At 68.3% G+C, this 24369-nt stretch carries 25 protein-coding genes; 19 read left to right on the forward strand and 6 right to left on the reverse strand.

Annotated elements, in window-relative coordinates; all coding sequences use genetic code 11:
- Genes PM1_RS27780 through rpmE form a run of 3 tightly spaced genes read right to left on the reverse strand, consistent with a single transcriptional unit; the run spans window position 1 to window position 2494 of the window.
- A complete protein-coding gene (locus PM1_RS27780; protein ID WP_009615437.1) occupies window positions 1-1452 on the reverse strand; it encodes a M48 family metalloprotease in 1452 nt (483 codons plus the stop codon).
- Entirely contained in the window at window positions 1449-2255 is an 807-nt protein-coding gene (locus PM1_RS27785; RefSeq protein ID WP_009615435.1) for a thermonuclease family protein, read from the reverse strand. Before PM1_RS27785 ends, PM1_RS27780 begins: the two co-directional genes overlap by 4 nt.
- 23 nt (window positions 2256-2278) lie before the next feature.
- On the reverse strand, window positions 2279-2494 hold the full coding sequence (gene rpmE, locus PM1_RS27790) for a 50S ribosomal protein L31 (RefSeq protein ID WP_009615432.1): 216 nt from the start codon (window positions 2492-2494) through the stop codon (window positions 2279-2281).
- Between the two features lie 220 nt (window positions 2495-2714).
- Between rpmE and PM1_RS27795 the strand changes: the two genes are divergently transcribed.
- The 10 genes from PM1_RS27795 to PM1_RS27840 all read left to right on the forward strand — a co-directional run bounded on the left by PM1_RS27795 (window position 2715) and on the right by PM1_RS27840 (window position 16097).
- A complete protein-coding gene (locus PM1_RS27795; RefSeq protein ID WP_009615431.1) occupies window positions 2715-4934 on the forward strand; it encodes a primosomal protein N' in 2220 nt (739 codons plus the stop codon).
- 192 nt (window positions 4935-5126) lie between these two features.
- The gene (gene argS, locus PM1_RS27800; protein WP_009615430.1) at window positions 5127-6866 is read left to right on the forward strand and encodes an arginine--tRNA ligase; all 1740 of its coding nucleotides are present in this window, start codon (window positions 5127-5129) and stop codon (window positions 6864-6866) included.
- Between the two features lie 6 nt (window positions 6867-6872).
- Window positions 6873-7664 (forward strand): SPOR domain-containing protein, encoded by a 792-nt coding sequence (locus PM1_RS27805; protein ID WP_009615429.1) that lies wholly within the window; start codon window positions 6873-6875, stop codon window positions 7662-7664.
- 155 nt (window positions 7665-7819) lie between these two features.
- Window positions 7820-8356: an ATP-dependent protease subunit HslV gene (hslV, locus tag PM1_RS27810; RefSeq protein ID WP_024128800.1), complete on the forward strand. Its 537-nt coding sequence runs from the start codon at window positions 7820-7822 to the stop codon at window positions 8354-8356.
- A 29-nt stretch (window positions 8357-8385) separates the two neighbouring features.
- Window positions 8386-9726 (forward strand): ATP-dependent protease ATPase subunit HslU, encoded by a 1341-nt coding sequence (gene hslU, locus PM1_RS27815; protein ID WP_009615425.1) that lies wholly within the window; start codon window positions 8386-8388, stop codon window positions 9724-9726.
- Between the two features lie 165 nt (window positions 9727-9891).
- The gene (locus PM1_RS27820) at window positions 9892-10263 is read left to right on the forward strand and encodes a gamma-butyrobetaine hydroxylase-like domain-containing protein (protein WP_009615423.1); all 372 of its coding nucleotides are present in this window, start codon (window positions 9892-9894) and stop codon (window positions 10261-10263) included.
- A gap of 396 nt (window positions 10264-10659) precedes the next feature.
- A complete protein-coding gene (gene phaC / locus PM1_RS27825) occupies window positions 10660-12339 on the forward strand; it encodes a class II poly(R)-hydroxyalkanoic acid synthase (RefSeq protein WP_009615421.1) in 1680 nt (559 codons plus the stop codon).
- Complete coding sequence (gene phaZ / locus PM1_RS27830; protein WP_009615419.1) at window positions 12336-13346, forward strand: poly(3-hydroxyalkanoate) depolymerase; 1011 nt, start codon at window positions 12336-12338, stop codon at window positions 13344-13346. The genes phaC (PM1_RS27825) and phaZ overlap by 4 nt, the downstream gene beginning before the upstream one ends.
- A gap of 178 nt (window positions 13347-13524) precedes the next feature.
- A complete protein-coding gene (gene phaC, locus PM1_RS27835; protein WP_009615417.1) occupies window positions 13525-15207 on the forward strand; it encodes a class II poly(R)-hydroxyalkanoic acid synthase in 1683 nt (560 codons plus the stop codon).
- Window positions 15208-15482: 275 nt separating this feature from the next.
- Window positions 15483-16097, forward strand: a complete 615-nt coding sequence (locus PM1_RS27840) for a TetR/AcrR family transcriptional regulator (protein ID WP_009615415.1) — start codon at window positions 15483-15485, stop codon at window positions 16095-16097.
- Between the two features lie 50 nt (window positions 16098-16147).
- Here the strand turns inward: PM1_RS27840 and PM1_RS27845 are convergent, their stop codons facing one another.
- The 3 genes from PM1_RS27845 to PM1_RS27855 all read right to left on the reverse strand — a co-directional run bounded on the left by PM1_RS27845 (window position 16148) and on the right by PM1_RS27855 (window position 17861).
- On the reverse strand, window positions 16148-17023 hold the full coding sequence (locus tag PM1_RS27845) for a phasin family protein (RefSeq protein WP_009615413.1): 876 nt from the start codon (window positions 17021-17023) through the stop codon (window positions 16148-16150).
- Window positions 17024-17033: 10 nt separating this feature from the next.
- Window positions 17034-17456, reverse strand: a complete 423-nt coding sequence (locus PM1_RS27850; RefSeq protein ID WP_009615411.1) for a phasin family protein — start codon at window positions 17454-17456, stop codon at window positions 17034-17036.
- 129 nt (window positions 17457-17585) lie between these two features.
- A complete protein-coding gene (locus PM1_RS27855) occupies window positions 17586-17861 on the reverse strand; it encodes a polyhydroxyalkanoic acid system family protein (RefSeq protein ID WP_009615409.1) in 276 nt (91 codons plus the stop codon).
- Between the two features lie 130 nt (window positions 17862-17991).
- Between PM1_RS27855 and ubiE the strand changes: the two genes are divergently transcribed.
- The 9 genes from ubiE (at window position 17992) to PM1_RS27900 (ending at window position 24053) form a co-directional block, all read left to right on the forward strand.
- Window positions 17992-18774 (forward strand): bifunctional demethylmenaquinone methyltransferase/2-methoxy-6-polyprenyl-1,4-benzoquinol methylase UbiE, encoded by a 783-nt coding sequence (gene ubiE, locus PM1_RS27860; protein ID WP_009615408.1) that lies wholly within the window; start codon window positions 17992-17994, stop codon window positions 18772-18774.
- Window position 18775: 1 nt separating this feature from the next.
- Window positions 18776-19399, forward strand: coding sequence for a ubiquinone biosynthesis accessory factor UbiJ (locus PM1_RS27865; protein WP_009615407.1), 624 nt, complete (start codon window positions 18776-18778; stop codon window positions 19397-19399).
- Entirely contained in the window at window positions 19396-20994 is a 1599-nt protein-coding gene (gene ubiB, locus PM1_RS27870) for a ubiquinone biosynthesis regulatory protein kinase UbiB (protein ID WP_009615406.1), read from the forward strand. Before PM1_RS27865 ends, ubiB begins: the two co-directional genes overlap by 4 nt.
- 82 nt (window positions 20995-21076) lie before the next feature.
- Window positions 21077-21481, forward strand: a complete 405-nt coding sequence (gene hisI / locus PM1_RS27875) for a phosphoribosyl-AMP cyclohydrolase (RefSeq protein WP_009615405.1) — start codon at window positions 21077-21079, stop codon at window positions 21479-21481.
- Complete coding sequence (locus tag PM1_RS27880; RefSeq protein ID WP_009615404.1) at window positions 21474-21812, forward strand: phosphoribosyl-ATP diphosphatase; 339 nt, start codon at window positions 21474-21476, stop codon at window positions 21810-21812. The genes hisI and PM1_RS27880 overlap by 8 nt, the downstream gene beginning before the upstream one ends.
- Window positions 21813-21837: 25 nt before the next feature.
- Window positions 21838-22083 (forward strand): twin-arginine translocase TatA/TatE family subunit, encoded by a 246-nt coding sequence (locus PM1_RS27885; RefSeq protein ID WP_009615402.1) that lies wholly within the window; start codon window positions 21838-21840, stop codon window positions 22081-22083.
- A gap of 13 nt (window positions 22084-22096) precedes the next feature.
- The gene (tatB, locus tag PM1_RS27890; protein WP_009615400.1) at window positions 22097-22552 is read left to right on the forward strand and encodes a Sec-independent protein translocase protein TatB; all 456 of its coding nucleotides are present in this window, start codon (window positions 22097-22099) and stop codon (window positions 22550-22552) included.
- A complete protein-coding gene (gene tatC, locus PM1_RS27895) occupies window positions 22549-23349 on the forward strand; it encodes a twin-arginine translocase subunit TatC (protein WP_009615398.1) in 801 nt (266 codons plus the stop codon). The genes tatB and tatC overlap by 4 nt, the downstream gene beginning before the upstream one ends.
- The gene (locus tag PM1_RS27900; protein ID WP_009615396.1) at window positions 23346-24053 is read left to right on the forward strand and encodes a 16S rRNA (uracil(1498)-N(3))-methyltransferase; all 708 of its coding nucleotides are present in this window, start codon (window positions 23346-23348) and stop codon (window positions 24051-24053) included. The genes tatC and PM1_RS27900 overlap by 4 nt, the downstream gene beginning before the upstream one ends.
- The last annotated feature ends 316 nt before the right edge of the window (window positions 24054-24369 follow it).

Below are 24369 nucleotides of genomic sequence, written 5' to 3' on the forward strand. Positions count from 1 at the left end.
CTAACGCACGATTTTCAACCATTCCCCGGGTTTTGGCTGACCAGCTGGATACAAATCGTTTAGCAATCGTATACGAGAAATCGCGTCAGATTCCGGCTCGTTTCCGCCCTTTGCCAGCTGTTCCAGGCTTTGCCCGGCCTTCGCCTGGACCAGTTGCAGGCGCCGCGGCTCGGCCAGCTTCCGTTCGTCGGCGCGCAGCGGGCGGAAACTGCGGATCACCGAGAGGAACTCGGCGTCGCGGCTTTCCAGCGAGGCGCGGCCTTTGACCACACCCACGAACAGGTAGGCGCCCTGGTCCTTGTAGATCACCGCCACGCGTCGCGCGGGCGAACCGGGGATCACCGCGGCGGCGCCCTTCAGGCCGGCCTGGTTCAGTTCCTGCTCGTCGGCCAGGCGGCCGCCGGCGCCCTTGCGCAGGTATTCCAGCGGGCTCAGCTGGCCGTCGCGCGGCACCAGCTTCATGCCGATGTAGGCCTGCTGGTCCTCGGGGTAGCCGATCAGCGCGGTGGGCTGGTTGAGCATGCCCCAGCCGGCGGGGTAGGCGAGGGTGAAGCCCAACTCGCCGTGGTAGAAGCTTTGCCCGCGGCGGATGCCGGATTCGGCGGAATCACCGAAGGGCATGCCGTCGATGGCTTTCAGGTAGCGGTCGCGGCCGACCTCCTGCTGGCCGCCGGCCAGGGCCTGGGCCGGGCCCAGCACCTCCTGCAGGCGCCGGTCGTTGTCCGGGTGGGTGTCGAACAAGCCGTGATACCCCACCGGCTGCACCGCCTCGCCCTTGGCCTGGGCGACCTGGCGGGCGTAGTCCTCCTGGTTCTTCAGCACCCGCACCACCTGGATCATCGCCTTGGGGTCGTAACCGGCGCGGGCCAGGTACTTGGCGCCCAGTCCGTCGGCCTGCAGCTCCATGTCGCGGCCGTAGCCGCGCACCACGGCGGTGCCGAGGACGTTGGTGAGGTCTCCGGCGGCGCTGACCCCGGTGCCGATGGCCACGGCCGCGCCGAGCACGTTCCAGGCGCTGGCCTGGCTCTGCTGGCGCACGCTGTGGCGGGCGGTGACGTGGCCGATCTCGTGGCCCAGCACCGCGGCCAGCTCGGCTTCGGAATTGAGGTAGGCCATCAGCCCGCGGTGGATGTAGATGTAGCCGCCGGGCAGGGCGAAGGCGTTGATGTCGGGGCTGTCGACCACGGTGAAGCGGTACTGCAGGGTGGGCCGGTCGCCGACCCGGGCGACGCGCTCGCCCACCTGCTGCACGTAGGCCTGGAGCTTCTCGTCGGCGTAGCGCGGGTACTGCTTGGCCGCTTCCTGGCTGGCCTGGCGGCCGAGGGCCAGTTCGTCCCGCTCGCTCATGGTGACGAAGTCGGTCTCGCCGGTGGCGGGGTTGACCGCGCAGCCGCCCAGCACGCCGCCCAGCGTGAACAGGCAGGTGAGCAACAGCATCCTTGTCTTGGTCATGGCAGCAGCTCCAGCATGGCCGGGTCGGTGATGGGCAGCATCCAGCGTGCCTGCCCCGGTTTCACGGCGCCGCGCGCGGCGCGGTCGATCACCCAGCCGCGCGCTTCCAGGGTGCGCCCGGGCAGCGCCTCCAGCGTGCGCTTATCGAACGCTTTCAACAGCTTAGGCTCGATCCGCAGGACCAGCGAACCGTCCATCTCCAGCCACAGGCCACCTCGGTTGCGCTGCACCTGGGCGACGCGCCCGCGGACGATGACGAAGCCGCTCTGGTGCAGGGTTTGCGCGTCCTGCACCGGCGGGCGTTTCCACAGGCCACGGCCGGCCTTGCGCGCCTCGCGCTCGGCAGCCTGCTGGCAGGCGGTCAGCTCGGTGTTGGGCGCCACCGCCACCAGATAGCCCAGGCCCTCGGCCAGCAATTGCGCCTCGATGTTGCGCCCCTGGCGGTCGTACAGGTGGGCCAGGGTGCGGCCGTAATGGTCCTTGCCCTGGCGTCCGAGCTGCAACCCTAATTCGCCGTCGTTGGCCGCCACCAGCGCCTGCAGGCGTTGCCGCGCGGCCTCGGCGAAGGGCTCGGTGCTGCGCCCGCCGTGGGCCAGCTCCGGGGCGTTGACGCCGATCAGGCGCACGTTGCGGCCATCGGCCAGCTTCAGGGTGTCGCCATCCACCACCCGCGCCACGCGCACCGTGCCGGCGCCGCTGGGCGCCGGGCAGGACGCCGCCAGGGCCGGTGCGCCCAGGCAAATCGCGAGCACAAAAAAGGCGCCCCGCAGGGGCGCCTTTTTCAGCAGATCGGGAAAGGCCATCGGGGCTTTTCCGGAAATCGCTCTTACTTCTTGCCGCCGAACATGGCGAAACGCTGGTTGAAGCGATCGATACGGCCGCCGGTGTCCACGACTTTCTGCTTGCCGGTGTAGAACGGGTGGCATTCGGAGCAGACGTCCAGGTGGATGCCTTTGCACAGGGTCGAACGGGTCTTGATCACGTTGCCGCAGCTGCAGGTGGCTTCGATTTCTTCGTACGCGGGATGGATTTCCGGTTTCATGATGTCTTCCTCTGGTTGGTGTGCCGCCACCCAGTCTCTGGCAGAAGCCGAGCCACGGCCTTCGAGGACCGCGGGCGGGATCTTTTACCGGGCACCGCACGCAAATTAAGGGCGTGGATCATACCAGAGACTTTGTCCAGCGCAAGTCGGGGCGCCGACCGACCGTCGCCGCGCCCCGTGCTAAGATCGCCGCCTCACCACGCCCCGGAAAGCCCACAGCGTGCCCCGACCCAGCATCCTGCGCCTCGCCCTGCCCTCGCCGCTGCGCCGCCTGTTCGACTACCTGCCGCCGCGCGGGCTCGACCCCTGCCGCCTGCAGCCCGGCGTGCGCCTGCGCGTGCCCTTCGGCCGCCGCGAGATCGTCGGCGTGCTGGTGGAGCTGGCGGACAGCTCGCAAGTGCCCGAGGACAAGCTGCGCCCGGCGCTGGCCGTGCTCGACCGCGAGCCGCCGATGCCGGCGCACCTGCTGGAGCTGTGCCGCTGGACCGCGCAGTACTACCAGCACAGCCTCGGCGACACCCTGTCCTGGGCACTGCCCAACCTGCTGCGCCAGGGCGAGCCGGCCGAGGCGCGGGTGCAGCGCTTCTGGCTCGCCGTCCCCGGCGCGCGCCTGGACGATCCGCGCCTGGCCCGCGCGCCGCGCCAGCGCCAGGCCCTGCAGACGCTGCAGCAACACCCCCATGGCGTGCTCCATGAACTGCTCGGCCAGTTGGACATCAACAAGGACAGCCTCGACCTGCTGGTGGAAAAGGGCCTGGCCACGCTGGAGAGCCGCCGCCACGTGCCGGCGGAGCACCACGGCGGCTGGCTGGCCCAGGCCGAGCTGCCGCTCAACGCCGAGCAGCGCGCCGCCTGCGAAGCGGTGCGCGCCGGCTTCGGCGCGTTCCACAGCTACCTGCTGGCCGGCGTCACCGGCAGCGGCAAGACCGAGGTCTACCTGCAGCTGATCCACCAGGTGCTGGAGGCCGGCAAGCAGGCGCTGGTGCTGATCCCCGAGATCAACCTCGGCCCGCAGACGCTGAGCCGCTTCGAGCGCCGCTTCAACGCGCGCATCGCCCTGCTGCACTCGGCGCTGACCGACCGCGAGCGCCTGGACGCCTGGCTGGCGGCCCGCGACGGCGAGGCGGACATCGTCATCGGCACCCGCTCGGCGCTGTTCACCCCGCTGAAGAACCCCGGGCTGATCATCATCGACGAGGAGCACGACGCCTCCTATAAACAGCAGGAAGGCCTGCGCTACCACGCCCGCGACCTGGCCCTGGTGCGCGCGCGCCTGGAGAAGGTGCCGATTCTGCTCGGCTCGGCCACGCCCTCGCTGGAGAGCCTGCACAACGCCGCCAGCGGCCGCTACGGCCTGCTGCGCCTGACGCAGCGCGCCGGCGGCGCCCAGGCGCCGAAGTTCCAGCGCCTGGACGTGAAGAGCCTGCCGCTGGACGCCGGCCTGTCGATGCCGCTGCAACGCGCCATCGGCGAAACCCTCGGCGCCGGCCAGCAGGTGCTGGTGTACCTGAACCGCCGCGGCTTCGCCCCGACCCTGCTGTGCCACGACTGCGGCTGGATCAGCCAGTGCCCGCGCTGCGACGCGCGGATGACGCTGCACCAGGGCTCCGGCGAGCTGCGCTGCCACCACTGCGACCACCGCGAGCGCCCGCCGCGCCAGTGCCCCAAGTGCGGCCAACTGGACCTGCGCCCGGTCGGCGCCGGCACCGAGCGCGCCGAGGAGCGCCTGCGCATCCTCTTCCCCGACTACCCGGTGCTGCGCATCGACCGCGACAGCACCTCGCGCAAGCACGCCATGCGCGACCTGTTCGCCACCATCAACAAGGGCGAGCCGTGCATCCTGGTCGGCACCCAGATGCTCGCCAAGGGCCACCACTTCCCGCGCGTCACCCTGGTGGCCATCCTCGACGCCGACGGCGGGCTGTTCTCCGCCGACTTCCGCGCCAGCGAGCGCATGGCCCAGCAGATCGTCCAGGTCGCCGGCCGCGCCGGGCGCGCCGAAGAGCCCGGCCGGGTGCTGATCCAGACGCACCTGGCCGACCACCCGCTGCTGGTGCAACTCACCGAGCAGGGCTACTTCGCCTTCGCCGACCAGGCCCTGGCCGAGCGCCGCACCGCCGGCCTGCCGCCGTTCTGCCACCTGGCCCTGCTGCGCGCCGAGGCGCACAAGCCGGGCCAGGCCGAAGGCTTCCTCGAAGAAGCCTGCGCCGAAGCCGAGCGCCTGCAGGCGCAGCTGGGTAGCGACGTCGAGCTGCTCGGCCCGGTGCCGGCGCCCATGGAACGCCGCGCCGGCCGCTTCCGCGCCCAGCTGCTGCTGATGAGCAGCGCCCGCGTGCCGCTGCACCGCCTGCTGTCGTGCTGGCTGCCGATCCTCGAAAGCATGCCGGGCGGGCGCCAGGTGCGCTGGTCGCTGGACGTCGATCCGATCGATTTGTTCTAGGAAAGAGCAGCTGGAAGCTGGAAAAAGCAAAAGCAGCGATCTGACTGGGGCAAATCAAGGTCCAGATGGGCTTTTGCTTGTAGCTTTAAGCTTACGGCTTGCTGCTGCGCCCTTCAGGCACCGATAATGCGCGGTTCTGAGCCAGATATGCGGTCGAGCGCCCCGAGTCGCGCGCGAGCACGGAGAAACGCCATGAAAGACACCATCCGCCAGCTGATCCAGCACGCCCTCGCCAGCCTCGTCGAGGACGGTACCCTGCCGGCCGGGCTGAGCCCGGACATCCAGGTCGAGACCACCAAGGACCGCAGCCACGGCGACTACGCCAGCAACATCGCCATGATGCTGGCCAAGCCCGCCGGCCTGAAGCCGCGCGACCTGGCGACCCAACTGGTCGCCGCACTGCCGGCCAACCCGCAGGTGGCCAAGGTGGAGATCGCCGGCCCCGGCTTCCTCAACTTCTTCCAGGACCAGGCCTGGCTGGCCGCCAGCCTCGACGCCGCCCTGCACGACGACCGCCTGGGCGTGCGCAAGGCCGGCCCGGCGCAGCGCGTGGCGGTGGACCTGTCCTCGCCGAACCTGGCCAAGGAGATGCACGTCGGCCACCTGCGCTCGACCATCATCGGCGATGCCGTGGCCCGGGTGCTGGAGTTCCTCGGCGACACCGTGATCCGGCAGAACCACGTGGGCGACTGGGGCACCCAGTTCGGCATGCTGCTGGCCTACCTGGAAGAGCAGCCGGTGGACGCCCAGGCCGAGCTGCACGACCTGGAAGTCTTCTACCGCGCCGCCAAGAAGCGTTTCGACGAGTCCCCCGAGTTCGCCGACCGCGCCCGCGAACTGGTGGTCAAGCTGCAGGCCGGCGATGCCGAGTGCCTGCGCCTGTGGACGCGCTTCAACGAAATCTCCCTGTCGCACTGCCAGAAGGTCTACGACCAGTTGGGCGTGAAGCTGACCATGGCCGACGTCAAGGGCGAGAGCGCCTACAACGACGACCTCGCCAACGTGGTCGACGAACTCAAGGCCAAGGGCCTGCTGACCGAGGACGACGGCGCCCTGTGCGTGTTCCTCGACGAGTTCAAGAACGCCGAGGGCAACCCGCTGCCGGTGATCGTGCAGAAGGCCGGCGGCGGCTACCTGTACGCCACCACCGACCTGGCGGCGATGCGCTACCGCAACAAGGTGCTGCACTGCGACCGCGTGCTGTACTTCGTCGACCAGCGCCAGGCCCTGCACTTCCAGCAGGTGTTCGAGGTGGCGCGCCGCGCCGGCTTCGTCCCGGCCGGCATGGACCTGGAGCACATGGGCTTCGGCACCATGAACGGCGCCGACGGCAAGCCGTTCAAGACCCGCGACGGCGGCACCGTGAAGCTGATCGACCTGCTCGACGAAGCCGAGGAACGCGCCTACACCCTGGTGAAGGCCAAGAACCCCGAGCTGGGCGAGGACGAACTGCGCCACATCGCCCATGCCGTGGGCATCGGCGCGGTGAAGTACGCCGACCTGTCGAAGCACCGCACCAGCGACTACAGCTTCAACTTCGAGCAGATGCTCAGCTTCGAGGGCAACACCGCGCCCTACCTGCTCTATGCCTACACCCGCGTGGCCAGCATCTTCCGCAAGCTGGGCAAGGGCTATGACGAGGTCGGCGGCAAGATCGTCCTGGAAGCCCCGCAGGAGCAGGCCCTGGCCGCCCAGCTGGCGCAGTTCGGCGACCTGCTCAACAATGTCGCGCTCAAGGGCGTGCCGCACATCCTCTGCGCCTACCTGTACGAACTGGCCGGGCTGTTCTCCAGCTTCTACGAGCACTGCCCGATCCTCGCCGCGCAGACCCCGGAGCAGCAGGAAAGCCGCCTGAAACTGGCCGCACTGACGGGCCGCACCCTCAAGCAGGGCCTGGAACTGCTGGGCCTGGAAACCCTGGAACGCATGTAACCCTCCATGGCCAAGAAGAAACCCGCTCCCAAGCGCGGCGCCAGCCGCTACCAGGCCCCGGCCAAGAAGACCTCGGTCCCCGGCTGGGTGTGGCTGGTCGCAGGCCTTGCCATCGGCGGCTTCATCATGTTCCTGACGAAGCTGGAACCGGGCCGCAACGACGTGCGCCGGGAGAAGCCCGAGCAGCAGAAGCCGGGCATCGCCCAGGGCGCCAAGCCGGCCACGCCGGCGCAGCCGCCGGCGGCCATCGCGGTGAAGCCCAAGTACGACTTCTACACCCTGCTGCCGGGCTCGGAAGTGGTGGTGCCGCCGGAAGCCGTGCCGGAGAAGCCGCAGACGCCGACGGTGGTCAGCACCCCGGAGGAAGCGGCGAAGATCGATGCCGCCCGCGCCCAGGCCGCGCTCAACGGCCAGGTTCCGCCGCCGCCGGCGGTGGTCAAGCCGGCCACGCCGCCGCAGCAACCGGCGACGACGCAACAGCCGGCCGCCCAGGCCAAGGCCACGCCGCCGGCCACGGCCCCGGCGAGCAAGCCGATCGCCCCGCCAGCGGTGGCCGCCACCCAGTTCTTCCTGCAGGCCGGTTCGTTCCGCAAGCAGGCCGACGCCGACCGCGTGCGCGCCCAGGTGATCCTCCTCGGCCAGAGCGCGCGGGTGGAATCCGGCGCGGTGCGCGACGAGACCTGGTACCGGGTGATGGTCGGCCCGTTCAGCGACCGCTCGCAGGTTTCCGCGGCGCAGAAACAACTGTCGGCCAACGGCTTCAGCAACCTGCTGTTACAGCAGCGCCAGACCCGCTGAAGCCCCGCGCGGGCCCGCCTTGGCCGGGCTCGCGCGGCGCCCGCAGAACGCCGCCTTCAAGGCACGTCCGTCGCCCTGCCTTGAAGGCCGCGTCCTTCATCCCCATATGACTCCGCATTCGGGCACCAATGCCCCGCTGTGTGGAGAACTCCCCCTTGACCACTATCGTTTCTGTCCGCCGCAACGGCAAAGTCGTCATGGGCGGCGACGGCCAGGTTTCCCTTGGCAACACCGTCATGAAAGGCAACGCGAAGAAGGTCCGCCGCCTCTACCACGGCCAGGTGCTGGCCGGTTTCGCCGGCGCCACCGCCGACGCCTTCACCCTCTTCGAACGCTTCGAGCAGCAGCTTGAAAAGCACCAGGGGCACCTGGTCCGCGCCGCCGTCGAGCTGGCCAAGGACTGGCGCACCGACCGCTCCCTGAGCCGCCTGGAAGCCATGCTGGCGGTGGCCAACAAAGACGCCTCGCTGATCATCACCGGCAACGGCGACGTGGTCGAACCCGAGCACGGCCTGATCGCCATGGGCTCCGGCGGCGGCTTCGCCCAGGCCGCGGCCATGGCCCTGCTGCAGAAGGCCGATGACGCCATGTCCGCCCGCGAGATCGCCGAAACGGCGCTGAACATCGCCGGCTCCATCTGCGTGTTCACCAACCAGAACCTCACCATCGAGGAGCTCGACAGCGCCGTCTGAGGCCCTGTCGCTCCGGAGTAGCCGAACAAATGTCCATGACTCCCCGCGAGATCGTCCACGAACTCAACCGCCACATCATCGGCCAGGACGACGCCAAGCGCGCCGTGGCCATCGCCCTGCGCAACCGCTGGCGGCGCATGCAGCTGCCGGCCGAGCTGCGCGCCGAGGTGACGCCGAAGAACATCCTGATGATCGGCCCCACCGGCGTGGGCAAGACCGAGATCGCCCGGCGCCTGGCCAAGCTGGCCAACGCCCCGTTCATCAAGGTGGAAGCGACCAAGTTCACCGAGGTGGGCTACGTTGGCCGCGACGTCGAGTCGATCATCCGCGACCTGGCCGACGCCGCCATCAAGATGCTCCGCGAGCAGGAAGTGCAGAAGGTCAAGTACCGCGCCGAGGACGCCGCCGAGGAACGCATCCTCGACGCCCTGCTGCCGCCGGCGCGCACCGGCGGCTTCGGCGACGAGCCGGCGCGCGAGGACTCCAACACCCGCCAGCTGTTCCGCAAGCGCCTGCGCGAGGGCCAGCTGGACGACAAGGAGATCGACATCGAAGTGGCCGACGTCCCGGCCGGCGTGGAAATCATGGCACCGCCCGGCATGGAGGAGATGACCAACCAGTTGCAGAACCTGTTCTCCAACATGGGCAAGGGCAAGCGCAAGACGCGCAAGCTGAAGGTCGCCGAGGCCATGAAGCTGATCCGCGACGAGGAAGCCCAGCGCCTGGTCAACGAGGAAGACCTCAAGGCCCGCGCCCTGGAAGCCGTGGAGCAGAACGGCATCGTCTTCATCGACGAGATCGACAAGATCGCCAAGCGCGGCAACGTCGGCGGCGCCGACGTCTCCCGCGAGGGCGTGCAGCGCGACCTGCTGCCGCTGATCGAGGGCTGCACCGTCAACACCAAGCTGGGCATGGTCAAGACGGACCACATCCTGTTCATCGCCTCGGGCGCCTTCCACCTGTCCAAGCCCAGCGACCTGGTGCCGGAGCTACAGGGCCGCCTGCCGATCCGCGTCGAGCTCAAGGCCCTGACCCCGGACGACTTCAAGCGCATCCTGCGCGAGCCGCACGCCTCGCTCACCGAGCAGTACACCGCGCTGCTCAAGACCGAGGGCCTGGACATCGCCTTCGCCGACGACGGCATCCAGCGCCTGGCGGAGATCGCCTGGCAGGTCAACGAGAAGACCGAGAACATCGGCGCCCGCCGCCTGCACACGCTGCTGGAACGCCTGCTGGAGGAAGTCTCCTTCGACGCCGCGGACCTGGCCAGCGAGCACAGCGACAAGCCGATCGTGATCGACGCCGCCTACGTCAACGGCCACCTGGGCGAGCTGGCGCAGGACGAGGATCTGTCGCGGTATATTCTCTAACAGCCGCTGGAGGCTATAGGCTGGAGGCTATAGGCAAGAGCGAAAAGCCGATGCCCCTCACCGTCGTAGGATGGCGTTGAGCGCAGCGATACCCATCACCGCAACCGCATGGGTTTCGCAAGCTCAACCCATCCTACGAAGAGCAGCCTTTAGTCGGAGTTTCCCATGCACATCCCCACCGCCATCCAGCTGCACAAGGCCTCGCGCACCCTCACGCTGAAGTACGGCGAGCAGTCCTATGACCTCTCCGCCGAGTTCCTGCGCGTGCACTCGCCCTCGGCCGAGGTGCAGGGCCATGGCAACCCGGTGCTGCAGGTCGGCAAGCTGAACGTCGCCCTCATCGGCCTGGAGCCGGCCGGGCAGTACGCGCTCAAGCTGACCTTCGACGACGGCCACGACAGCGGCCTGTACAGCTGGGACTACCTCTACCAGCTGTGCACCCGCAAGGACCAGCTGTGGGCCGAATACCTCGCCGAGCTGGCCGCCGCCGGCAAGTCCCGCGACCCCGACGAGTCGGTGGTCCGGCTGATGCTCTGAACCCACCTTTGCGCCGGTTTACCCGGCGCCGGCGCCTCGCCATCCTCCTGCCCTCGATCAGGGCACGTCATTTGCAACATTCGCCCTGCACACTGGAAACCGCGTGTTCCCCGTGTTCGAGCCGCGGACGAGCGAGCGCTCTAGGGCGCGTTTTCTAATCTTTCGCGACATACTCGGGCGCAGGGAACCACGCTGCACCAGCTTGCGCGGCGGGGGAATCTCGGGTAACCAAGTCAGTGCAACGCCGTTGCAGACGCGGGCCCAGGACCCCAGCGATGCCGCCAAGTGTTGACCTGCGTGGAGCCTGCTCCACGTTCCGCTAACCCGAGCAGTACTTGGCCCGTCACCTAGGTGCAGCCCCGCCAGTATTCGTCTCAGGACAATGGAGCGTCGCCGATGACCGAAAAGAAGAACAACGATCTGCCCCAGCAAGCCGCGGAAAACACCCTGAACCTCAACCCGGTGATAGGCATTCGCGGCAAGGATTTGTTGTCCACTGCCCGCATGGTGCTGCTGCAGGCCCTGCGGCAGCCCTTCCACAGCGTCAAGCACGTCGGCCATTTCGGCCTGGAGCTGAAGAATGTCCTGCTCGGTACCTCGCAGCTGCGCCCGGCCGACGACGACCGCCGCTTCAACGACCCGGCCTGGAGCCAGAACCCGCTGTACCGCCGCTACCTGCAAACCTACCTGGCCTGGCGCAAGGAGCTGCAGCAGTGGATCGGCAACAGCGACCTGTCGCCCCAGGACATCAACCGCGGCCAGTTCGTCATCAACCTCATGACCGAAGCCATGGCGCCGACCAACACCCTGAGCAACCCGGCCGCGGTCAAGCGCTTCTTCGAGACCGGCGGCAAGAGCCTGCTCGACGGCCTCAGCCACCTGGCCAAGGACCTGGTGAACAACGGCGGCATGCCCAGCCAGGTCAACATGGACGCCTTCGAGGTGGGCAAGAACCTGGCCCTGACCGAGGGCGCGGTGGTATTCCGCAACGACGTGCTGGAACTGATCCAGTACCGCCCGATCACCGAGAGCGTGCACGAACGCCCGCTGCTGGTGGTGCCGCCGCAGATCAACAAGTTCTACGTCTTCGACCTGTCGCCGGAGAAGAGCCTGGCGCGCTTCTGCCTGCGCAACCAGGTGCAGACCTTCATCATCAGCTGGCGCAACCCGACCAAGGCCCAGCGCGAATGGGGCCTGACCACCTACATCGAGGCGCTCAAGGAAGCCATCGACGTGGTCCTGGCCATCACCGGCAGCAAGGACCTGAACATGCTCGGCGCCTGCTCCGGCGGCATCACCACCGTCACCCTGCTCGGCCACTACGCGGCCCTGGGCGAGGAGAAGGTGCACGCCTTCACCCAGATGGTCAGCGTGCTGGACTTCGAGCTGGACACCACCGTCGCCCTGTTCGCCGACGAGAAGACCCTGGAAGCCGCCAAGCGCCGTTCCTACCAGTCCGGCGTGCTGGAGGGCAAGGACATGGCCAAGGTGTTCGCCTGGATGCGCCCCAACGACCTGATCTGGAACTACTGGGTCAACAACTACCTGCTGGGCAACGAGCCGCCGGCCTTCGACATCCTGTTCTGGAACAACGACACCACGCGCCTGCCGGCCGCGCTGCACGGCGAGCTGGTGGAGATGTTCAAGAGCAACCCGCTGACCCGCCCCGGCGCCCTGGAAGTGGGCGGCACGCCCATCGACCTCAGGCAGGTCACCTGCGACTTCTACTGCGTGGCCGGCCTCAGCGACCACATCACCCCCTGGGAAGCCTGCTACCGCTCGGCGCGCCTGCTCGGCGGCAAGTGCGAGTTCATCCTTTCCAACAGCGGGCACATCCAGAGCATCCTCAACCCGCCGGGCAACCCCAAGGCCCGCTTCATGACCGGCCCGGACCTGACCGTCGATCCGAAGACCTGGCAGGAAAACTCGAGCAAGCACGCCGACTCCTGGTGGCTGCACTGGCAACAGTGGCTGGCCGAGCGCGCGGGCAAGCTGAAAAAGGCGCCGACCGCCCTGGGCAACAAGGCCCACCCGGCTGGCGAAGCATCCCCCGGCACCTACGTACACGAACGATGAAGACAGAAAACCTACCCGACGCCACCGCGCAGCAGGACGCGCCGGCCCAGCCCGAGCCGGCGCCGCAGGCCACGCGCCAGCGCAAGGCGCGCCCCGCCGCCAAGGCGGCCGAGCCGCAGCAGCCGGCCGAGACGCGGGCGCGCGTGCTCGCGCCGCAGCCCTTCGTGTTCCGCACCATCGACCTCGACGGGCAGACCATCCGCACCGCCGTGCGCCCGGGCAAGGGACACATGACGCCGCTGCTGATCTTCAACGGCATCGGCGCCAACCTGGAGCTGGTGTTCCCCTTCGTCGCCGCGCTGGACCCGGACCTGGAGGTGATCGCCTTCGACGTGCCCGGCGTCGGCGGCTCGTCCACGCCGAGCACGCCCTACCGCTTCCCCGGCCTGGCCAAGCTGGCCGCGCGCATGCTCGACTACCTGGACTACGGGCAGGTCACCGCCATCGGCGTGTCCTGGGGCGGGGCCCTGGCCCAGCAGTTCGCCCATGACTACCCCGAGCGCTGCAAGAAGCTGATCCTGGCGGCCACCGCCGCCGGGGCGGTGATGGTCCCGGGCAAGCCCAAGGTGCTCTGGCGCATGGCCAGCCCGCGGCGCTACATCCAGCCGTCCTATGGCGCGCACATCGCCCCGGACATCTACGGCGGGGCCTTCCGCCGCGATCCCCGGCTGGCCATGGCCTTCGCCGCCAAGGTGCGCTCCTCGGGCAAGCTGGGCTACTACTGGCAGCTGTTCGCCGGCCTGGGCTGGACCAGCATCCACTGGCTGCACCGCATCCAGCAGCCGACCCTGGTGCTGGCCGGCGACGACGACCCGATCATCCCGCTGGTGAACATGCGCCTGCTGGCCTGGCGCATCCCCAACGCGGAGCTGCACGTGATCGACGATGGCCACCTGTTCCTGGTGACCCGCGCCGAGACGGTGGCGCCGATCATCATGAAGTTCCTCGCCGAGGAACGGCAGCGCGCGGTCATGCACCCGCGCCCGTTCGCCCCCAAGGCCGGCTGACCCCCGGCCTCGATCATCGCCTCGTAACAGTGCACGTTCATCGTCGGTGACCGGCAGGCGCGCCGATTCGTGCCTATGCTTCAGCCCTTGCGTGCGTCAGGAACGCACCTGCGCCGATTCTGGTACGGGCCTTGCTGCGCCCGACTGACGACGGTTCTTTTCCCAGGGAGAGCTGCACATGCGAGAGAACTCCAGCACCGGCAGGCTGCCGGCCCCCGCCGACTTCATGAACGCCCAGAGCGCCATGGTCGGCCTGCGCGGCAAGGACATGCTGTCCACCCTGCGCCAGCTCGCCGTCCAGGGCGTGCGCCGGCCGCTGCACAGCGCCCGCCACCTGGCGGCCTTCGGCAAGCAGATGGGCCACGTGCTGCTGGGTGACTCGCCGTTGCAGCCCAACCCCCAGGACACCCGCTTCCAGGACCCGTCCTGGCGCCTCAACCCCTTCTACCGGCGCACCCTGCAGGCCTACCTGGCCTGGCAGCAGCAACTGCTGGCGTGGATCGACGAGAGCGACCTGGACGGCGACGACCGCGCCCGCGCGCGCTTCCTGCTGTCGCTGTTCGCCGACGCCATGGCGCCGACCAACAGCCTGATCAACCCGCTGGCGGTCAAGGAGCTGTTCAACACCGGCGGGCAGAGCCTGCTCAAGGGCGGCCGCCAGATGCTCGACGACCTGCTGCACAACGGCGGCATGCCCAGCCAGGTCAACAAGCACGCCTTCGAGGTCGGCCGCAACCTGGCCACCACCCCGGGCGCGGTGGTGTTCCGCAGCGAGATGCTCGAACTCATCCAGTACAAGCCCCTGGGCGAGCACCTGCACGCCAAGCCGCTGCTGATCGTCCCGCCGCAGATCAACAAGTACTACATCTTCGACCTGAGCCCGGAAAAGAGCTTCGTCCAGTACGCTCTGAAGAACAACCTGCAGCTGTTCATGGTCAGTTGGCGCAACCCCGATGCGCGCCACCGCGAGTGGGGCCTGTCGACCTACGTGAAGGCCCTGGACGAGGCCATCGAGGTGGTCCGCTCGATCAGCGGCAGCCGCAGCGTCAACCTGATGGGCGCCTGCTCCGGCGGCCTGACCATCGCCGCGCTGCAGGGCCACCTGCAGGCGCGCCGGCAACTGCGCAAGATCGCCAGCGCCACCTACCTGGTGAGCCTGCTGGACAGCCAGGTGGAAACCCCGGCGGCGCTGTTCGCCGACGAGCAGACGCTGGAAAGCACCAAGCGCCGCTCCTACCAGCACGGCGTGCTAGAGGGCAAGGACATGGCCAAGGTGTTCGCCTGGATGCGCCCCAACGACCTGGTGTGGAACTACTGGGTCAACAACTACCTGCTGGGCAAGCTGCCGCCGGCCTTCGACATCCTCTACTGGAACAACGACAACACCCGCCTGCCGGCGGCGCTGCACGGCGACTTCCTCGACTTCTTCAAGCACAACCCGCTGGCCCGGCCCGGCGCCATGGAAATCTGCGGCACGCCCATCGACCTGAAGAAGGTGGCGGTGGACAACTTCCACGTCGCCGGCATCACCGACCACATCACCCCCTGGGACGCGGTCTACCGCTCGGCCCTGCTGCTGGGCGGCGACAGCCGCTTCGTGCTGTCCAACAGCGGGCACATCCAGAGCATCCTCAACCCGCCGGGCAACCCCAAGGCCTGCTACTTCGAGAACGGCAAGCTCGCCTCCGACCCGCGCGCCTGGTACTACGACACCCAGCGCCAGGAAGGCAGCTGGTGGCCGGTGTGGCTGGCGTGGATCCAGGAGCGCTCGGGCGAACGCCGGCCGGTGAGCTTCGAACTGGGCAACGCCGAGCACCCGCCAATGGAAGCGGCGCCGGGGACTTACGTGCACGAGCGGTGAGTCTCGACGGAGCTGTACCGGACAGGTCTGACGTAGGGCGCATAACGCCTACGGCGTTATCCGCCGTTTGGCCTTGGTTTCCGGCGGCTCCGGGGTTGACCTGGGCGTTGGCTGTGGCCCCGGCGCATCGGCGGATAACCGCGAACGGTTATGCGCCCTACGACTTCAGGGCAGCACGGTCGCAGAAAACCCACCCCCTCACGCTTTCGAGGGACTGGCCGGCGCGCCCCGCCCCGGCTATCGTCGAGCCTCCCGAAGCCGGAACCAGCACACGGATGAAAACCCGCGACCGCATCCTCGAATGCGCCCTGCTGTTGTTCAACGAGCAGGGCGAACCCAACGTCTCCACCCTGGAGATCGCCACCGAGCTGGGTATCAGCCCCGGCAACCTGTACTACCACTTCCACGGCAAGGAGCCGCTGGTGCTGGGCCTGTTCGCCCGTTTCGAGGAGGAGTTGCAGCCGCTGCTCGACCCGCCCGCCGATGCGCGCCTGGGCGCCGAGGACTACTGGCTGTTCCTGCACCTGATCGTCGAGCGCCTGGCGCACTACCGCTTCCTCTTCCAGGACCTCTCCAACCTAGCCGGACGCCTGCCCAAGCTGGCCCGCGGCATGCGCAACTGGCTCAACGCGCTCAAGCGCACCCTGGCCGCCCTGCTCGCCCGGCTCAAGGCCGACGGCGAGCTGACCAGCGACACCGACGCCCTCGGCCAACTGGTGGAGCAGATCACCCTGACCCTGCTGTTCTCCCTGGACTACCAGCGCATCCTCGGCCGCGAAGGCGAGATACGCCTGGTGGTCTACCAGGTGATGATGCTGGTGGCGCCGCACCTGCGCGGCGACTCGCGGCTCGCCGCCGAGCGCTTGGCGCAGCGCTACCTGAACGCCTGAAATGAAGACGCCCGGCACGAGGCCGGGCGTCGGGTACCACGGGTAACGCGTCAGGCCTGGGTCGGCGGCGTGGCCGGAGCCGCTACCGGAGCGACCGGAGCTGCCGCAGCCGGCGCCGGGGTGGCCGCCGGAGCCGGAGCCGCGGCCGGCGTGGCCGCTGCAGCAGGCTTGGCCGCCTTGGGCGCCGCAGGCTTCTTCACCGCCGGCTTCTTCGCTGCGGCAGGCTTGGCAGCGGCAGGCTTGGCTGCCGGTTTCGCAGCAGCCGGTTTCGCCGCAGGCTTGGCGGCAGCCGGTTTGGCGGCCGGTTTCGCCGCGGCCTTCGCAGCAGCAGGCTTGGCGGCCGGCTTGGCTGCAGGCTTCGCCGCTGCCTTGGCCGCAGCCGGTTTCGCAGCAGCCTTGGCAGCGGGCTTGGCCGCCGCGGTCTTGGCGGCCGGCTTGGCTGCGGGCTTCGCTGCAGCCTTGGCCGCAGGTTTGGCAGCGGCCTTGGCGGCGGGCTTGGCCACCGACTTGACGCTGACGCCGGTGAGTTTCTCGATCTGCCTGGTCAGGGTCTCGACCTTCGCATGCAGGTCCTTCACCTCGTTGCGGCTCGGCACGCCCAGGCGCGAGATGGCGCTGTTCAGGCGCTTGTCGAACGCCTCTTCCAGCTCACCCCACTTGCCCAGGGCGCGGTCCTTCACTTCGTCGACCTTGGAACGCGCCGAACGGGCGGTGGACTTCACCGCGCCGACGGATTTATCGACTTCGGTCCGGGCCTGCTTCTCGGCCTTCTCGCCATCCTTGACCAGGGTCTCGAACAGCTTGCTGCCGTCCTTGCTGACCTTCGAGTAGGCCCCCAGACCAGCCAACCAGATTTGCCGCGAGTATTTCTCGATCTCGCCGACCCAACTGGACTCTTTTTTATCGGTAGTTTTCTTGCCAGCCATCCCGCTCTCCTCAATGAGTTTTCGCGACACGCTCGAGCACCGCGCTCAGCTCGTCAAGCTTAGCAGAGAGCGCCTCGACATCCTGCCGCGACGGAATGCCCATGCGGTTCAGCGCGGAGGCCACGCGGCTGTCGAAAGCCTTCTCGACCTTGTCCAGCTGCACCTCGAACTTGTCCTTCACCAGCCAGACGCTGCTCTTGACGCTGTCGTTGGCCGACTCGACCTGCTCGGTCACCAGCTGGCGGCCCTTGGTTTCCAGGCCTTCGCCTTCCTTCACCAGCGACTTGAAGTACTCGGTGCCCTCGGCGCCGACGCGCGCATAGGCGCCCAGGCCGGCCAGCCAGATCTGGCGGGCGTAGTGCTTGACGTCGGTGATCAGGGACGACTCGCTGACGGCTTTCTCGACTTTCTTCTTGCTGGCGACCTTGGCCATGGTGGTTTCCTCACACTGTTCTCGGGGGTCCGTAGAGGCCCGCAGCGTTGCGAGCTTGAGTGCAAGGTATCGGGGAAAATTAGAAAACACATACCAGCCGGTGCGGAGCGCCGGACAAGGTGCTCGGCCTCAGGCCAGCGCCTTGTCCAGCGCGCGCTCGATCTCGCCCTTGAGCATCCCGCCCATGGCCGACAGCAGCAGGCCCAGCTTGACCTCCACCGCCACGCGGTCCTCGCCCACCTCGATGCGCCCGTCCACGCCACTGCGCTTGAAGGTCAGCACGTCGCCCTGCCACTCGTAGCTCACGCCGTGCTCGCGGGCGAGCTTCTCGGCCAGCTTCTGGGCCTTCTCGCGGGCGGCTTCGCGGCCGAGGCAATGGGGACGTTCGACGTGGATGCGGGACATGGGCGACTCCGGAATGACAGACCGGTGGATGATACGCCGCACGACGTTTCGCCGCACCCCGCGCCACGGGGCGGCGTTTTTCCCACATCCTGTTAGAATGCCCGCCACTGACTTCCAGGGTAGAAACGCCATGAGCGAGCCGCGCAAACCCGCCGGGGACCAGGGCCCCGCCGACCCCACCACGCACTTCGGCTACAAGACCGTGCGCGAGAGCGAGAAGGCCGAGAAGGTCGCCGAGGTGTTCCACTCGGTCGCCGCCAAGTACGACCTGATGAACGACCTGATGTCCGGTGGCATCCACCGCCTGTGGAAGCGCTTCACCATCGAGCTGTCCGGCGTGCGCGCCGGCAACCGCGTACTCGACATCGCCGGAGGCACCGGCGACCTGACCCGCCAGTTCTCGCGCCTGGTCGGCCCCACCGGCGAGGTGGTGCTGGCGGACATCAACGCCTCCATGCTCAAGGTCGGCCGCGACAAGCTGCTGGACAGCGGCGTGGCCGGCAACGTCAAGTTCGTCCAGGCCGACGCCGAGAAGCTGCCCTTCCCGGACAACCACTTCGACTGCGTGAGCATCGCCTTCGGCCTGCGCAACGTCACCCACAAGGACGCCGCCATCCGCTCCATGCTGCGGGTGCTCAAGCCGGGCGGGCGCCTGCTGGTGCTGGAATTCTCCAAGCCCACCAGCAGCCTGCTGTCCAAGGCCTACGACGCCTATTCCTTCACCCTGCTGCCGCTGATGGGCAAGCTGGTCACCAACGACGCCGAGAGCTACCGCTACCTGGCCGAGTCGATCCGCATGCACCCGGACCAGGAAACCCTGAAGTCGATGATGGTCGAGGCCGGTTTCGACCGCGTCACCTACCACAACATGACCGGCGGCGTGGTCGCCCTGCACCGCGGCATCAAGCCCTGAGATGGCGCTCCTGACCCAGGCGCTGCTGGCCAGCGCCGAAGCCGGCGTGAACCGCGTGCTGCGCCTGGACGGCGTGGCCCTGCAGCGTCTCGCCCGGCTCGCCGGGCGGGTCCTGGAAGTGGATTGCCAGGCGCCGCTGCTGCGCCTGTTCATCCTCCCCGACGCCGACGGCCTGCACCTGGCCGCGCACCACGAGGCCGCGGTCGACTGCACCCTGCGCGCCCCGGCCGGGCGCCTGCTGCAGCTGGCCCTGGCGGCCGACAAGACCAGCGTGCTGCACAGCCCGGAAGTGGAGATGGGCGGCGATAGCGCCCTGCTCCTGGAGCTGGCCGACATCCTCCAGAGCCTGGAGCTGGACTGGGAATACGAAGTGCAGCGCTGGCTCGGCCCGCTGCCCGCGCACCTGCTCGGCAGCCGCCTGCGCGGCGGCGCGCGCTGGGCCGGCGACAGCCTGGAAAGCCTGCGCCTGAGCCTGGCCGACTACCTCGCCGAGGAAAGCCGCACCCTGGTCGGGCGCAACGAGGCCGAAGCGCGCTTCGCCGAACTCGACCAGTTGAAGATCGCCCTCGACCGCCTCGACGCGCGCCTGGCGCGCTTGTCCAAGAAGCTGAAACCCGACGCATGAAGCTGCTCGCCTTCCGCCGCCTGCTGCGCATCCAGAGCGTGGTGATCCGCTACCGCCTCGACGACCTCATCCTCGAACTGCCGATGCTGCCCTGGTACCTGCGCCTGCTCGGCGGCCTGCTGCCCTGGCGCTGGCTGCCGCGGCGCAAGCTGGAACTGAGCCGCGGCGAGCGCATCCGCCTGGCCCTGGAAGGCCTGGGGCCGATCTTCATCAAGTTCGGGCAGATCCTCTCCACCCGCCGCGACCTCTTGCCCGACGACATCGCCAATGAGCTGGCGCGCCTGCAGGACAAGGTCCCGCCGTTCCCGCCGGACGCCTCGGTGGCGCTGATCGAGGAGCAGTTGGGGGCGAAGGTCGAGCAGGTCTTTGCCCGCTTCGAGCGCGAGCCGCTGGCCTCGGCCTCGGTAGCTCAGGTCCACGCTGCGCAGCTGAAAAGCGGCGAGGAAGTGGTGGTCAAGGTGATCCGCCCGGGCCTCAAGCCGGTGATCCGCGCCGACATGTCCTGGCTGTTCATCCTCGCCCGCCTGGCCGAGCGCGTCTCCGCCGACGCCCGCCGCCTGCACCCGGTGGAGGTGGTCAGCGACTACGAGAAGACCATCTACGACGAACTCGACCTGCTGCGCGAGGCGGCCAACTCCAGCCAGCTGCGGCGCAACTTCGACGGCTCGCCGCTGCTCTACGTGCCCCAGGTGTACTGGGACTGGTGCCGGCCCAAGGTGCTGGTGATGGAGCGCATCTACGGCATCCCGGTCACCGACCTGGACACCCTGCGCGACCAGCGCACCGACTTCAAGGCCCTGGCCGAGCGCGGCGTGGAAATCTTCTTCACCCAAGTGTTCCGCGACAGCTTCTTCCACGCCGACATGCACCCGGGCAACATCTTCGTCAGCACCCGCACGCCCTGGAGCCCGCAGTACATCGCGGTGGACTGCGGCATCGTCGGCAGCCTCACCGACGAGGACCAGGACTACCTGGCGCGCAACCTGATCGCCTTCTTCAAGCGCGACTACCGCAAGGTCGCCCAGTTGCACATCGACTCCGGCTGGGTGCCGGCGGAAACCCGCGTCAACGACTTCGAGGCGGCGATCCGCACGGTGTGCGAGCCGATCTTCGAGAAGCCGCTCAAGGACATCTCCTTCGGCCAGGTGCTGCTGCGCCTGTTCCAGACCGCGCGGCGCTTCAACATGGAAGTGCAGCCGCAACTGGTGCTGCTGCAGAAGACCCTGCTGAACATCGAGGGCCTGGGCCGCCAGCTCTACCCCGAGCTGGACCTGTGGAGCACCGCCCAGCCCTACCTGGAACGCTGGATGCGCGAGCGCATGAGCCCCGCCCAGCTGCTGCGCAACGCCCAGCAGCACGTCGAGCAACTGCCGCACCTGGCGCAGATGACCCGCGACACCCTGGAGCGCCTGGCACAGCCCCGGGAGCCGCAAGCGACCGGCGCCCAGCCCCTGGCCGGCGCCTGGGTGCCGCGACTGATCGGCGCAGTGCTGGTGGCCGGCGCCACCCAGATCGGCCTGGCCACCCACAGTATCGAGGCCTGGCCGGCGTGGGCCATGCTGGCCGGTGGTCTGTATCTGATTCTGCGCCGATAGCCAGTCGTCGCCACTGCTGGCACACTTGGGAATCACCGAAACTGCCGCGGGGCGTGAGAACGCCCGCTGTACGGAAGCGAAGATGAAAGACTGGCTGGACGAAATTCACTGGAACGCCGACGGCCTGGTGCCGGCGATCGCCCAGGACCACAAGACGGGCCGCGTGCTGATGATGGCCTGGATGAACCGCGAGTCCCTGGCCCTGACCGCCGCCGAGGGCCGCGCCATCTACTGGTCGCGCTCGCGCGGCAAGCTCTGGCGCAAGGGCGAGGAGTCCGGCCACGTACAGAAGCTGCACGAACTGCGCCTGGACTGCGACGCCGACGTCGTCATCCTGATGGTCGAGCAGGTCGGCGGCATCGCCTGCCACACCGGCCGCGAAAGCTGCTTCTACCGGGTCTACCAGGACGGCGGCTGGAAGGTCGTCGACGCGGTGCTCAAGGACCCGCACGCCATCTACGACAAGCCGGGGCACAGCCATGAGTGACAACACCCTCGCGCGCCTGGCCGAGGTGCTGGAGGGGCGCAAGAACGCCGCCCCCGAAAGCTCCTACGTGGCCAGCCTGTACCACAAGGGACTGAACAAGATCCTGGAAAAGGTCGGAGAGGAATCGGTGGAAACCATCCTCGCCGCCAAGGACGCCGCGCAGAGCGGCGACTGCACGGACCTGATCTACGAAACCGCCGACCTCTGGTTCCATTCCCTGGTCATGCTCGCCGCCCTCGGCCAGCATCCCCAGGCGGTGCTGGACGAGCTGGAGCGCCGTTTCGGCCTCTCCGGCCACGACGAGAAAGCTGCGCGCCAGCCGTCGGCCTGAACCCGATTACTTCGAGGAGAACAAGATGGGCATCTTTGACTGGAAACACTGGGTCGTCATCCTGATCGTGGTGGTGCTGGTATTCGGCACCAAGCGCCTGAAGACCCTGGGCTCGGACGTCGGCGAGGCGGTCAAGGGCTTCCGCAAGGCGATGAACACCGAAGAGGACGAGAAGCCCCAGCAGCAGCCGCCGGCCAACCCGCCGCTGAACCAGCCGCACACCATCGACGCCCAGGCGCAGAAGGTCGAAGAGCCGCAGCGCAAGGACTGATGGGAAGAACGCCATGTTCGGAATCAGCTTCAGCGAACTGCTGCTGGTGGGCCTGGTCGCCCTGCTGGTGCTCGGCCCCGAGCGCCTGCCCGGCGCCGCGCGCACCGCGGGCCTGTGGATCGGCCGGCTGAAACGCAGCTTCAACGCCATCAAGCAGGAAGTGGAGCGCGAGCTGGGCGCCGACGAAATCCGCCGGCAACTGCACAACGAGCACATCCTGCAGATGGAGCGTGAAGCGCAGAAGCTGATGGCGCCGCTCACCGGCCAGCAGCAGCCGGCCGAAACCGCCGCGCAGGCCGAGCCCACGGCACCGTCTGCGCCGCCGACCATCGCCCCGAACAGCCGCCTGGCCAACATGCCCGGCGTCGGTATCCCGGCCGCACCCGAGGCACCCGCCGCGCCAGCAGCGCCCGAGGCCCCGGCCGCGCCGGCCGCCGCCCCTCCGTCCGAGACGCCGCGTACCCCATGAGCGACGAAAAACCCGAACAGCCCGAAAACGACCAGGAAATGCCCCTGGTCTCGCACCTGACCGAGCTGCGCACACGCCTGCTGCGCTGCGTGGTGGCGATCTTCGTGATCTTCATCGGCCTGCTGTACTTCTCGCAGAAGATCTACGCCCTGGCCTCCGCGCCGCTGCGCCGCTTCCTCCCGGAAGGCGCGACCATGATCGCCATCGACCCGGCCTCGGCCTTCCTCGCGCCGCTGAAGCTGACCATGATCGTCGCCGTGCTGCTGGCCATGCCGGTGATCCTGGCGCAGATCTGGGGCTTCATCGCCCCCGGCCTGTACAAGCACGAGAAGCGCGTGGCCCTGCCGCTGCTGGCCTCCAGCGTGGTGCTGTTCTACACCGGCATGGCCTTCGCCTACTTCCTGGTGTTCCCGTTGATGTTCCACTTCTTCCTCGGCCAGGCCCCGGAAGGGGTGACGCCGATGACCGACATCAACAGCTACCTGGACTTCCTCACCCTGCTGTTCGCCTTCGGCGTGGCCTTCGAAATCCCCGTGGCCACGGTGCTGCTGGTGTGGATCGGGGTGGTCGACGTGGCCTACCTGAAGAAAATCCGCCCCTACGTCATCATCGGCTGCTTCGTGGTTGGCATGGTCCTCACCCCGCCGGACCCGATGTCGCAGACGCTGCTGGCCGTGCCCATGTGGATGCTGTTCGAGGCCGGCGTGCTGTTCAGCCGGCTGATCCGCAAGCGCAACCGCGACGAGGACGAGCAGCCCGAAGAGAAAGGCGACCAGCCGCCAGCGACGCGCCCGTGAACCTGCTGCTGCTGGACGACGCCGACTTCGTCGCGGCGGACCGCGTATTGCTGCGCGACCGCCGCCTCACCCACCTGCACGAAGTGCACCGCGCCGAAAGCGGCGACAGCCTGCGCGTCGGCCGCCTGGGCGGGCTGATGGGCGAAGGCCGCCTGCTGAGCCTTTCCCGCGACGAGGCGCAGCTGCAGGTGAGCTTCACCCAGGCGCCGCCGGCCAAGCTGCCGCTGACCCTGCTGCTGGCCCTGCCGCGGCCGAAGATGCTCCGCCGCGTGCTGCAGATCGTGGCCGCCATGGGCGTGCCGCGCCTGGTGCTGCTGAACAGCTACCGGGTGGAGAAGAGCTTCTGGCAGACGCCCTTCCTGGAACCCGCGGCCATCCGCGAACAGCTGGTCCTGGGCCTGGAGCAGGCCCGCGACACCGTGCTACCGGAAGTGACCATCGAAAAGCGCTTCAAGCCCTTCGTCGAGGACCGCCTGCCGGCCCTGGCCGCCGGCAGCCTGGGGCTGATCGGCCATCCCGGGCCCTGGCCGGACTGCCCGCGCGCGGTCGAGCAGGCCGTGACCCTGGCCATTGGCCCCGAGGGCGGCTGGATTCCCTACGAAGTCGAGAAGCTGCGCGAGGCCGGGCTGGCCCCGGTGCAACTGGGCGAGCGCATCCTGCGCGTGGAAACCGCGGTCACCGCCCTGCTGGCCCGGCTGTTCTGACCCGAACCCTCTCGGCAGCCCCCACCGGGAATCGTCGGTCAGAAATTTACTAAAGAAATTTCAGATTCGTGTCGCCTCGCCGATATGACAGGCATTGGTCAATCGGCGGCCGCCCCCGCGGCAGCCGCAGCCCCATCGTCCCCTGGAGCGCCGCGTTCATGTCCCGCTGGTTCAGCAATCTCACGGTCAACTGGAAACTCGCCATCGGCTTCGGCCTGGTGCTGCTGCTCACCCTGCTCATCGCGCTGACCGGCGCGCTCAACCTGAACAGCCTGATATCCCGGGGCGACAAGATCGGCGAAATCTCCAAGCTGCT

The organism is Pseudomonas sp. M1 (genome assembly GCF_022760135.1).
Lineage (GTDB): Bacteria > Pseudomonadota > Gammaproteobacteria > Pseudomonadales > Pseudomonadaceae > Pseudomonas > Pseudomonas citronellolis.

Excerpts from the sequence above, each read along its gene's own strand:
- PM1_RS27780 (WP_009615437.1), bottom strand. The coding sequence starts at position 1,452 with ATGACCAAGACAAGGATGCTGTTGCTCACCTGCCTGTTCACGCTGGGC.
- PM1_RS27785 (WP_009615435.1), bottom strand. The coding sequence starts at position 2,255 with ATGGCCTTTCCCGATCTGCTGAAAAAGGCGCCCCTGCGGGGCGCCTTT.
- rpmE (WP_009615432.1), bottom strand. The coding sequence starts at position 2,494 with ATGAAACCGGAAATCCATCCCGCGTACGAAGAAATCGAAGCCACCTGC.
- argS (WP_009615430.1), top strand. The coding sequence starts at position 5,127 with ATGAAAGACACCATCCGCCAGCTGATCCAGCACGCCCTCGCCAGCCTC.
- PM1_RS27805 (WP_009615429.1), top strand. The coding sequence starts at position 6,873 with ATGGCCAAGAAGAAACCCGCTCCCAAGCGCGGCGCCAGCCGCTACCAG.
- hslU (WP_009615425.1), top strand. The coding sequence starts at position 8,386 with ATGTCCATGACTCCCCGCGAGATCGTCCACGAACTCAACCGCCACATC.
- PM1_RS27820 (WP_009615423.1), top strand. The coding sequence starts at position 9,892 with ATGCACATCCCCACCGCCATCCAGCTGCACAAGGCCTCGCGCACCCTC.
- phaC (WP_009615421.1), top strand. The coding sequence starts at position 10,660 with ATGACCGAAAAGAAGAACAACGATCTGCCCCAGCAAGCCGCGGAAAAC.
- phaZ (WP_009615419.1), top strand. The coding sequence starts at position 12,336 with ATGAAGACAGAAAACCTACCCGACGCCACCGCGCAGCAGGACGCGCCG.
- phaC (WP_009615417.1), top strand. The coding sequence starts at position 13,525 with ATGCGAGAGAACTCCAGCACCGGCAGGCTGCCGGCCCCCGCCGACTTC.
- PM1_RS27840 (WP_009615415.1), top strand. The coding sequence starts at position 15,483 with ATGAAAACCCGCGACCGCATCCTCGAATGCGCCCTGCTGTTGTTCAAC.
- PM1_RS27845 (WP_009615413.1), bottom strand. The coding sequence starts at position 17,023 with ATGGCTGGCAAGAAAACTACCGATAAAAAAGAGTCCAGTTGGGTCGGC.
- PM1_RS27850 (WP_009615411.1), bottom strand. The coding sequence starts at position 17,456 with ATGGCCAAGGTCGCCAGCAAGAAGAAAGTCGAGAAAGCCGTCAGCGAG.
- PM1_RS27855 (WP_009615409.1), bottom strand. The coding sequence starts at position 17,861 with ATGTCCCGCATCCACGTCGAACGTCCCCATTGCCTCGGCCGCGAAGCC.
- ubiE (WP_009615408.1), top strand. The coding sequence starts at position 17,992 with ATGAGCGAGCCGCGCAAACCCGCCGGGGACCAGGGCCCCGCCGACCCC.
- PM1_RS27865 (WP_009615407.1), top strand. The coding sequence starts at position 18,776 with ATGGCGCTCCTGACCCAGGCGCTGCTGGCCAGCGCCGAAGCCGGCGTG.
- ubiB (WP_009615406.1), top strand. The coding sequence starts at position 19,396 with ATGAAGCTGCTCGCCTTCCGCCGCCTGCTGCGCATCCAGAGCGTGGTG.
- hisI (WP_009615405.1), top strand. The coding sequence starts at position 21,077 with ATGAAAGACTGGCTGGACGAAATTCACTGGAACGCCGACGGCCTGGTG.
- PM1_RS27880 (WP_009615404.1), top strand. The coding sequence starts at position 21,474 with ATGAGTGACAACACCCTCGCGCGCCTGGCCGAGGTGCTGGAGGGGCGC.
- PM1_RS27885 (WP_009615402.1), top strand. The coding sequence starts at position 21,838 with ATGGGCATCTTTGACTGGAAACACTGGGTCGTCATCCTGATCGTGGTG.
- tatB (WP_009615400.1), top strand. The coding sequence starts at position 22,097 with ATGTTCGGAATCAGCTTCAGCGAACTGCTGCTGGTGGGCCTGGTCGCC.
- tatC (WP_009615398.1), top strand. The coding sequence starts at position 22,549 with ATGAGCGACGAAAAACCCGAACAGCCCGAAAACGACCAGGAAATGCCC.